At 43.4% G+C, this 10,580-nt stretch carries 7 protein-coding genes, 1 rRNA gene and 1 pseudogene; 6 read left to right on the top strand and 3 right to left on the bottom strand.

Annotation, left to right across the window (positions count from 1 at the left end):
- Positions 1 to 202: 202 nt before the first annotated feature.
- From L2744_RS20890 to hemN, 4 genes are all read left to right on the top strand, one after another.
- Positions 203 to 841 carry a class I SAM-dependent methyltransferase gene (locus tag L2744_RS20890; RefSeq protein ID WP_248993679.1) on the top strand — a complete coding sequence of 213 codons (639 nt, stop codon included), beginning with the start codon at positions 203 to 205 and terminating at the stop codon, positions 839 to 841.
- A 90-nt stretch (positions 842 to 931) separates the two neighbouring features.
- Positions 932 to 1,483: a Der GTPase-activating protein YihI gene (gene yihI / locus L2744_RS20885; RefSeq protein WP_248993678.1), complete on the top strand. Its 552-nt coding sequence runs from the start codon at positions 932 to 934 to the stop codon at positions 1,481 to 1,483.
- A 71-nt stretch (positions 1,484 to 1,554) separates the two neighbouring features.
- Positions 1,555 to 2,022, top strand: a complete 468-nt coding sequence (locus tag L2744_RS20880; protein WP_248993677.1) for a DUF2489 domain-containing protein — start codon at positions 1,555 to 1,557, stop codon at positions 2,020 to 2,022.
- Between the two features lie 260 nt (positions 2,023 to 2,282).
- Complete coding sequence (gene hemN / locus L2744_RS20875; RefSeq protein WP_283104058.1) at positions 2,283 to 3,659, top strand: oxygen-independent coproporphyrinogen III oxidase; 1,377 nt, start codon at positions 2,283 to 2,285, stop codon at positions 3,657 to 3,659.
- 97 nt (positions 3,660 to 3,756) lie between these two features.
- Here the strand turns inward: hemN and add are convergent, their stop codons facing one another.
- Entirely contained in the window at positions 3,757 to 4,752 is a 996-nt protein-coding gene (add, locus tag L2744_RS20870) for an adenosine deaminase (RefSeq protein WP_248993675.1), read from the bottom strand.
- Between the two features lie 210 nt (positions 4,753 to 4,962).
- Here add and L2744_RS20865 point away from each other — a divergent pair, with 210 nt between their 5' ends.
- Complete coding sequence (locus tag L2744_RS20865; protein ID WP_248993674.1) at positions 4,963 to 6,774, top strand: DUF885 domain-containing protein; 1,812 nt, start codon at positions 4,963 to 4,965, stop codon at positions 6,772 to 6,774.
- A 95-nt stretch (positions 6,775 to 6,869) separates the two neighbouring features.
- Positions 6,870 to 7,854 (top strand): annotated as a pseudogene (locus L2744_RS20860) (alpha/beta fold hydrolase).
- Here L2744_RS20860 and L2744_RS20855 read toward each other — a convergent pair.
- Together L2744_RS20855 and rrf are read right to left on the bottom strand one after the other, a co-directional pair.
- Positions 7,811 to 10,261 carry an EAL domain-containing protein gene (locus tag L2744_RS20855; protein ID WP_248993673.1) on the bottom strand — a complete coding sequence of 817 codons (2,451 nt, stop codon included), beginning with the start codon at positions 10,259 to 10,261 and terminating at the stop codon, positions 7,811 to 7,813. The pseudogene L2744_RS20860 and the gene L2744_RS20855 sit on opposite strands and share 44 nt — an antisense overlap.
- A 220-nt stretch (positions 10,262 to 10,481) precedes the next feature.
- Positions 10,482 to 10,580 (bottom strand): 5S ribosomal RNA (gene rrf / locus L2744_RS20850); the annotation flags it as partial.

Raw genomic sequence — 10,580 nt, 5'->3', positions numbered from 1 at the left:
CATATATAATCAACGACGGCCGCATTTGGCCTTAAAATACAAAACGCCCGATGAGGTTCATCAGGCGTTTTAGGTGGAAATAAGTGTCAACTTATTTCAGGACTAGACATTGTAATTCACAATCAACAACAATCTCTAAAATGTGCACTGAGCTAATATAATTGGTATAATCAACGTCTTAATAACCATTTTAGCTGACTCAATGCGCAGATGTCCTCTTTGTCATAACAGCCAAACATACATACTCCTTCAGGATAAAAAGAGAAGTTTTTATGTTTGTGTGACTTGCGGGTTAACCTTTGCTGATGCCAATAGTCATCTCCCCCCTACAGCCGAAAAACAACGCTATGGCAGCTCACGTGCACCATCGAAGCAACGGCAGTTATCACAATTTATTTTGCCCCTACTAAAGCAAATACAACATCAGCAAGCAGGGCATTTGCTGGGACTCAATTTTGGACGAATACTCGATGATGCAAGTCTAGAGACTATCGAAGATGCAGGACATAAATTAAACCAATATGATCCCTTCTTTGCACCAGACCACGAAACACTAAAGCAAGAGTATGATTTTATTTGTTGCTATCGCGTTTTTGAACATTTTCAGAACCCCATGAAAGAATGGAGTCTACTCTCGCGTTTATTGCGTCCAGGTGGATGGTTAGCAATTAGCACTCCTTTACTAATTGATTTAGATAGTTTTGCTAAGTGGCATTACAAAAATAATCTCACCCATGTGAGTTTCTACCAAAGACACACATTTGAATATCTGGCAAAAAATAGTGATTTTGAACTATTATTTGCCGCGAAGGATCTCGTTTTGATGCAAAAAACATCATAATCTGGTATAACACCCGGCCTAATTTAGCACCTTATAGATAGCATTATTTAGTATCTGTAAGGCCACACGTTTTAAATAATTGAGAAAACCATGTCTCGTAGCAAGAAAACACGCAAGGGCGGCGAGAACAGCCCTAAGTTGCAGCCAAGAGTGAAAAAGCAAGACCGTGCTGTAGCAACTGGCAAACGTAAAGAAAGCGGTAATAAGTCAGGTAGTCGTCATAATGAAGGATTGATCCTTGCTCAGGCTCCGCAGCAAACTGCAACGCAAAAGAAAGATCCACGCCATGGCAGTAAAAAGCCCGTGGCTTTAGCCATTCCAGCGGCAACAGAGACAACGCAAACAGCAAAAGCTAAACAACCTAAACTAACTGATGAACAAAAGCTGTTGAAACTGGAAGAAGATCCAAGACTAAACCAATTGCTCGACATGTTAGAAGAAGGTCGTGACCTTAATGACGCCGATCAAAAATGGTTAGATCAACAGTTAAATAAGATTGAAGCCCTGATGATCAAACTTGGAATAAGTGATGAACTGGATGACAATACACCAGCTCAAGCTAAAAACCTATCTGACGATGAGCTGTTCGACAAATTTGAGTCAGGCGCTGATTTACTCAAAGATTACCAAGATAAATTCTAACCTGTAGGTTAACGCATAAAAACAAAGGCATAATTGCCTTTGTTTTTATGATATTCACATAAGGAGTATTTGTGTCTACGGCCATCATTATTCTCGGTTTGACCATCATAGTTGCGCTGAGTAGCTACGCTACCTTTTTACTCTTAAAACTAAAGCGGCAAAAACAGCGTCAGCAGATAGCGCATGCCGAACGTGAAGTAGCAGCAAATGCCAAACGTGCTCAAGTTTTAGAAGATATTCGCTATATCGCTAGTGCAATGATAGAAGACCGCTGTGAAATATCCGAAGGCGTTGTGAGAATTGGCCGCTTATTCGAAATTTTATCCCTCAGTGAACGGGTGGCACCAGAGTTTCCTTCATTATTCCAACACTTTGAGTTAATTAAAGATCATCCCATAATGGACGCGCGCCAGGCACTGCCAAAGCAGCAAAGAATGAAACTCGATTTTGTTCGCATGAAGTCAGAAGCCGAACTCGCCGAAGGCATCAGTGTTGATGCAAAAAAGTTATCCAATTACCAACACAAAGCAACACACTAAACACACCAGTTTTCGGCCTCAAAACCACAAAAAGGTGACTTTTGAGTTCATCTACCCCACATTATTTCGCACCGCCCAAAACATCTTCCCGTGAACCTGTGCACAAAACCTCCAAAAAATGACAGACATTGATACCTTTTTCATAGATATTGCGTAACTTCTAAAAATACAGACTTCATTTTTACAACCTAGATCAAGGTTATTTACCATAGAACCTTGCATACTTCGCTTGTTGCTAATTTACCCTCGGAGGACACGCCTTGAAGCAGCCCACTCAGATTAGCTGGGATCAGTCGATGATCGAAAAATATAACTACAGCGGTCCCCGTTATACCTCTTACCCAACGGCATTAGAGTTCGATGATTCTTTCACCGAACAAAGTCTATTAACTGCCATTGAAACTAGCAAAAGCGATAAGCTATCGCTGTATATTCATATCCCGTTCTGCGCCAAGCTTTGCTATTACTGCGGCTGTAATAAAGTCATCACCCGCCACCAGCACAAAGCAGATCAGTACATTGAATATTTAAGCCAAGAAATTATTAAACGTGCACCCCTGTTTAAACATTACAGTGTGACCCAAATGCACTGGGGCGGCGGTACACCCACTTTCTTAAACCCAGAGCAAATCCTTAAGCTCACGGCATTAATTAAAGCCAACTTTAACTTTGCTGATGAAGGCGAGTTTTCGATTGAGGTCGATCCCCGTGAGATTGAACTTTCAATGCTCGATACCTTGAAAGAAGCAGGCTTTAACCGGATCTCCATCGGCGTACAAGATTTCAATAAAGAAGTCCAAATTGCCGTAAATCGTGAGCAAGATGAGCAATTTATCTTTGACTTAATGGCCAAAGCTAAAGCCATGGGTTTTGTGTCGACCAACATAGATTTAATCTATGGCTTGCCACACCAAACGCCAGAAACCTTTGCCACAACTATGCAGCGCGTTCTTGATTTATCGCCTGACCGTCTGTCGGTATTTAACTATGCTCACTTACCTGCGCGCTTTGCCGCTCAACGTAAGATCAAAGACGAGCATTTACCTTCGCCAAAACAAAAACTCGAAATGCTGCACCAAACTATCGAGACCTTAACCGGCGCGGGCTACCAATATATCGGTATGGACCACTTTGCTAAGCCCGATGACGAGTTAGCCAAGTTACAGCGTGAAGGCAGACTACACCGCAACTTCCAGGGTTATACCACCCAAGAAGAATGCGATTTGTTAGGTCTTGGCGTATCGTCCATCAGTCAGATTGGCGATTGCTATGCACAAAACCAGAAAGATATCCGTCCTTACTATGAAGCCATAGATAAAGACGGCCATGCCCTGTGGAAAGGTTGCAGCCTAAACCGTGACGATGAAATTCGCCGCGTGGTGATTAAACAGCTGATTTGCCACTTCGATTTAGATATGGCCAAAATTGACGAGAAACTTGGGATTAACTTCGAAACCTATTTCGCTGAAGATCTTAAATTAATGCAGACCTTTATCGACGATAAACTAGTTGACGTTGCTGACAGAAAAATCACTATCAGCCCGACAGGTCGTTTATTGATCCGCAATATCTGTATGTGCTTTGATCTTTACTATCGCCAAAAAGCACGTCAACAGCAGTTCTCTCGCGTGATCTAAAGGCTCTTTGCAGCACTCGCAAATGTTGCACAAAAAATCCGACTCTAAAGTCGGATTTTTTATTTGCGGCTATTTTTATTAATGGCTTAACATCGACTTATACCTTAGCGGCATAAAGCGCTTTGCGCTCACTGTCAGATAAGAATGCCATTTCAACCCCATTGCGTTGTACTTGTGCTAACTCAATCTCAGTTAATCCAAGCTCAGATTTGGCGATACAATACTCATGGTTAATATCGATAGCGCTCACACCGGGATCATCAGTGTTAAGGCTTATCAACACACCAGCATCCATAAAGGTTCTAAAAGGATGCTCAGAGTAAGAAGCCACCGTAGAAGTATGCAAGTTACTGGTTGGGCAAGATTCGATGCCAATGCGATGCTTAGCAAGATATTCCATCAGTTTAGGATCGTGAATCGCATTCACCCCATGACCAATTCGAGTCGCGCCAAGTTCTTGAATCGCTTGCCACATACTTTGTGAACCTGCAGCTTCACCAGCATGAGCTGTAATCGCAAGTCCAGCATCACGCACACGTTTAAAGTGATCGTTAAATAACTCGCCAGGGAAGCCCAATTCATCACCGGCTAAGTCCATCGCTACTAGATGTTGCTTATGGGCGAGTAACCCTTCAAGTTCCTGAGTACAAGCCCCTTGACCGAATGAACGTGACAGAATCCCAATCAAATTGATCTTCACGTTATAGTCTTTTAAGCCCGCTTTAACGCCGTCAACTACCGCCTCAACCACGCCTTCAATCGGTAACTTATGGTTCATCGCCATATAGTAAGGACTAAAACGTAATTCGGCGTAATCTAAGCCAGATAACGCCGCATCGGCGACGTTTTCATAGGCCACGCGTTTAACCGCATCCAAATTTGCAAGTACAGCAACCATCCAATCGAGCTTCTTTAAGAAGGCGACTAAGCTGGTTTCTTTACCCTGAATTTGCACAAAAGGTGCGAGCGTCTCTAAAGAATCGGCAGGTAGCGCAATGCCGTGTTGGTGTCCTAGTTCCCAAATGGTATTTACCCGCACATTACCGTCTAGATGACGATGCAGATCCACCAATGGAATGGATGTATCAATCATATTTAACCCCTATTTGAACTACCCAGCCAATGCTTTTGTTATTTGGTCGCGGGCGGACACTAAGTTTAACACGCATTTTCAGAGGCATTTATGCACCAAACGCATTTAAATTCACATTCAGTCACAATTCTGCTTAATATCCAAACAAGGATTTGCTGAATACCTCAGGCATAATGACTTCAATAACAACGAAAATATCAGAGATCTAACATGCATAAACTCATAACCCCCAGTTTATTGATATGCGCATTAAGCGCCTGCAGTACCACTCAAACCACAAAGAATATCCAAACTGCTGCACCACAGACAATATCGGCAACACAATCACCAGTTGCGCCTATTGCTCCCGCTCTGCAGGCGATTATCGACCAGAGCTGGCAATTACAGCTCAGCGCGAGTCCTGAAATGGCTTACAGCATGGGCGATGCTAGTGCCGCTGGAAAGTTAGCGGATCTATCCCTAGCCGCGCTCGCTAAGCTTAATCAAGGTCAAATAGCAGTATTAGCGCAGCTCAAAGCACTCGACCGCAGCGGCTTGAGTAAAGAAGATAAGATTAACGCTCAAATACTGGAAGATCAGATCCAAAACGATGTCGACCTGTATCGTTTCAAGGATTATTACCTGCCCATTACGGCGGAAAGCGGCTTCCACGCTTATATCACGTCAATCGCACAGGGGAGATTCAACACCCTTGAGGATTACCGCAACTATATTGCCAAACTCAATGCACTCCCGACCTATTTCGCCCAGCAAACTCACTGGCTAAAACAAGGATTAGCCGAGGGAATAACGCCGCCTAAAGTGACACTCAATGGCTTTGAAGACAGTATCAGTGCTTATATAGTCCCAGTGGAAAAGAGCGGATATTTCAAACCTTTTACTCAATATCCCAGCTATTTCACTGAGGCGCAAAAAGCTCAGCTAACCCAAGAAGGGCGCGCTTTAGTCGAGCAAAAAGTTTTGCCTCTATACCAAAACTTTTATGATTTTATGACCAAAGAGTACATTCCCAATGCACGGGAAAATATCGCGGCCAGTAGCTTACCTAACGGTGCTGAGTTTTATGAGAATCGGGTACGTTACTATACGACCTTAAATATGACATCGGCCGAAGTGCATGAGCTTGGCTTAAAAGAAGTAAAGCGTATCCGCCAAGAAATGGAACAAATTATCAAGTCGGTTGGCTTTAAAGGCAGCTTTGCAGACTTTTTACACATCTTGCGTACCGATCCTCAGTTCTATGCTACTAGTACCGAACAATTACTCAAGGAAGCTGCATTTATTGCCAAAAAAGCCGATGCCATGCTGCCTAAGTACTTTGGCAAACTTCCCCGTAAACCCTATGGTATAGCTCCTGTTCCCGCAGAAATTGCACCCAAATACACCTCTGGACGTTACTCAGGATCTAATCGTGACGATGAGCCGGGTTATTACTGGGTCAATACTTACGCACTAGATAAACGTCCGCTGTATGAATTAGAAGCCTTAACCCTCCATGAAGCCGTACCTGGGCACCATCTACAAATATCACTCAATTCAGAACTCAGTGCATTGCCAGACTTTCGCCGCTATAGTTATATTTCGGCCTTTGGTGAAGGTTGGGGTTTATACAGCGAATATTTAGGTCTTGAAGCGGGGTTCTATCAAGATCCTTATAGCAATTTTGGTCGTCTAACCTATGAAATGTGGCGCGCGGCGCGTTTAGTCGTAGATACAGGCATGCATGCCCAAGGGTGGAGTCGTCAACAAGCCATCGACTTTATGGCCAGCAATACCGCATTATCGCTGCATAATGTCACCACCGAAATTGACCGTTATATCACATGGCCGGGGCAGGCCTTATCTTACAAAATTGGTGAATTAACGATTAAACGTCTACGGGCTAACGCCGAACAAGCGCTGGGTGACAAATTTGATATTCGGGCCTTCCACGATGCTGTGCTCGAAAATGGCGCGGTGCCAATGTCGATTCTAGAACAACAAATCAATGACTTTATTGAAGCTAAAAAGGCGACACGCTAAGTTAATCAAATCCATGGGAATCGGTATTTTCAGACTCCCATGGTTGTCTGTTACACTCTAGCAAACCATCCAAGCCAAATGATTTGCGACTGAGTATGAGCCAAGCCAAAGCGACATTTTCGACTGAACACGATTTAAATACCTCAGAGCAGCAAGCCTTCTGGCAAAGCGTTGTTCAAGATACGCTGATCACAGCCAATGGCATCTCGCTGGCCTATATGATGGTCAAACATCCCCAAGCGCATACCGCAATCGTCCTCAGCAGTGGCCGAGTCGAATCCTATTTAAAGTATCAAGAATTAGTCTTCGACTTGTACCAACAGGGTTACTCCGTTTATGCCATAGATCACCGTGGCCAAGGATTATCGGATCGTATGACAATCAATCCACACATGGGCCACGTGCGAAGGTTCAATGATTATATCGATGATTTTGCACTGTTTATGCAGAAGAAAGTGTTACCACAAAACGACAAACAGCTCATGCTACTCGGCCATTCAATGGGTGGCGCGATTGGCACTCTGTATCTCAAACAGCATCCCGATATTTTTACCGCTGCGGCATTTTCTGCGCCTATGTACGGCATTAAACTGCCAATGCCAAAGGGATTTGTGCGTTGGCTAGCAAGTAAGTTAGATACCAGCCTTAATGGTGGTGAGCCTAACTATGTGCTCAGTGGACAAAACTACAAAACTGTCCCCTTTAAAGGGAATGATTTAACTCATAGCCAAGCACGATACCAAGCCTACCGAGAGTTGTATGACGCGGCCCCTAAGCTTCAACTCGGTTCACCCACTAATCGATGGTTGACTGAATCTTTAGATGCGGCCGATACCTGCGTATTAGCCACTGCACACATTCGAACACCCATACTAATACTGCAGGCTAGCGAGGATAAAATCGTTGATAACGCAGCACAAAATCTAGCGGTCAGCTCTAACTGCCAATTGAAAGTGATTGCAGGCGCTGCCCATGAAATTTTTATGGAAAAAGATACCTATCGCAATCAAGCGCTAAAAGCGGCTATCGATTTTTTTCAAACACTACGCAACAGAGGATTTGAATAAAAAAGCTGTTTAAAATCAGTGAAGTTTAGTGCGCGACTAAAATTATAGCCTTGGTAAGCATGGCAACCTAATGCTGTAAATATCTGTTGCTGCTGTGCTGACTCCACCCCTTTAGCAACTAAGCGTAGGTCAAATGGCAACACAGATTGGATCAATGCTTTTTGCCATATCTGCTTTGAGGTGATCGAGGCGACGCAGCTCATATCTAGCTTCACTTCACTTATCGGATATTTTATTAAACAACTTAACGCACTGTGACCTGAACCAAAATTATCTAGAATGACTGGCACCCCCGTCTTCACTAACTTGGTAATACGTTCATTCACAAAAGCATCTTGTAAGAGCAGCGCAGACTCATTTAATTCAATGCCAAGTTGATTAGTGTGAATAGAATAGGTACCAACTAAAGTGATTAAGTGCTCGATAAAGTCAACCTGGCAAAATGATAACGGGCTAATATTGATCGTCATTCGAGGTAAGGATAAACCTTGATCATTTGCTTGCTGTAATAATATGCACACTCGCTTAGCGACACTCAAATCTAACTCAGCAATCAAACCACTACGTTCAGCAAGAGCAATAAATTCAGAAGGTGGAACAACATCCCCATTAGCTAAATACCAACGTGACAATACTTCTGCAGAGAGGATTTCACCCGTTACATCTACAATGGGTTGAAACATTAATGATAACTTTTCATGCTCTATTGCTAACTTAAGCTCATGTTGTAATTGCTCATCACGGCTCTGGCGTACATCTAACTCTGCATGGTAAAAAGCGCAGCCTGCTTGCCCTAGCAACTTCGCATGTTTTTTTGCCAACTCGGCACGGCGTATGACGATCGTAGGCTCTAATGTTTCAACTGGATCAAGTAGATAAATACCCACATTGGCATTTAATTCAAGCTGATGACCCCTATAATGAAATGGTCTTGCAATGATTTGTCTCAACTCAGTCGCTAAAGCTAAAGCTCGACGCGCTGCCACCTCAGCCTCAGTCGATAATTCTTTAGCCAGTAACGTAAAGTGCCCTAACTCTAAGTGCCCCACAATAATATTGTCAGTGAAGTAACTCGATAGTCTCGCACCAATCTGCGTAAATAAGCGCTCAACTTCATGGGATGTTAGCGAGTCCGTTATCCCTAAACCCTCGACCTCCACAAAAAATAATCCCCCCCAATGACCAGAACTATCTCCTTGAGTCACGAATTGGGACAAACGCTCCATAAATGCCGCAGGTAACATCCTATGTCCCGCAACTGAATGCTCAACTAACTCAGTAATTGCCGCATGATTTTTCTCACTTTCCGATACATCTACATGGATACCTATCATCCGCGTTGGACGGCCTAGATGATCCCAGTCAACTAACATGCCACGATCGAGCACCCATATATAATGGCCATCACGATGCTGTAGTCGATGAACACTTTCAAACTCTTTGCTTTTACCGCTGATGTATTCCTGCAAACAATCTAAAACTGCTTCTCTATCTTCTGGATGCAGCCGCGCTTCCCAGGTCTGAAAAACACTATTTAGCTCATCAGGGGCGTAACCAATCATCTCTTTCCAGCGATCTGAAAGAAAGACTTCACCTGTACTAATATCCCAGTCCCAAATGCCATTACGAGACCCCTCTACGGCAAACAACCAACGCTGCTCACTGTCATTTAACTGTTTTACAGCTCTCCCCAAACGTGCATGCACCTCCTGCAAACTGTTCTGTAGCGACAAAACCTCTGAAGAACTCCAAGGAATGAGAGTAGAAAATTCCGGTGTACCTATATGCTTTGCAGTTTCACTCAAAATCTTGAATGGTCGAATTAATAGGGAATATAAAATTAAAGTAAAACCAATCAATAACAACCCACCCAAGCCCCATACACGCATAAATCGCTGCTGTAACTTGGTAGAAGCTTCTGATACTAAAGGGCCTAAGTCAGATTCGAGATAAATTAATTCAACTGCACCTGGATATTGAGCGATTACAGGATAATAGGCCTGAATCGTTAAACGCTCCATATTGACAGATATTTGTGGAAGAGAGGATTGAGCAACAGCATGATGCCGTACAACATCATAGCCATCAATAACTTGGATTGCGCTACTATCGCGCCAAACAGTATGGTTAGCAAAACGGATCCGACTGTCCATATCTACTAAGATATAAACCATAGTGTTCATATCCAGCGCAGCCAATGACACTTCTTGTTCTATACGCTCCACATCCTGTAAAACTTGTGCCGATTGTACAACAGCCTGCATCCTCAAAAGCTGCTGTTTAATTAGAGTAACCTGACGTTCGGCAAGCTCACTGCGTACTTGATCACTCTCATACAGATACTCCCCTACTACCAACACTAAATAAAGTGTCAGCATACAGAAAGGGATTAATACAGCGAGTGAAAGTTTTCTAAGCATCTGCACTCGGCAGCCTTTTACAAAATAACGAATTATTTCGTATGCTAACGGGAAACAAGTTACTAAGCAAAAGGACTTACGATCTTCCGCTAATTAATGGAGTACAACGATAGTGTAGCAATCTAGGATTAATAAACTTGAAAGCATGGCAATAAACGCCAGACGCAAAAAAGCCAGCTTATTCAGCTGGCTTAGTTGCATCTCAATGAGATAATTAGGCGCTTGGCGATGACCTACTCTCACATGGGGAGACCCCACACTACCATCGGCGCGTTTGCGTTTCACTTCTGAGTTCGGGATGGGATCAGGTGGTTCCACA

The organism is Shewanella profunda, from assembly GCF_023283765.1.
Lineage (GTDB): Bacteria > Pseudomonadota > Gammaproteobacteria > Enterobacterales > Shewanellaceae > Shewanella > Shewanella profunda.
Note: the sequence above shows the minus strand (reverse complement) of the source record. Positions and strands in the feature narration are given on the sequence as shown.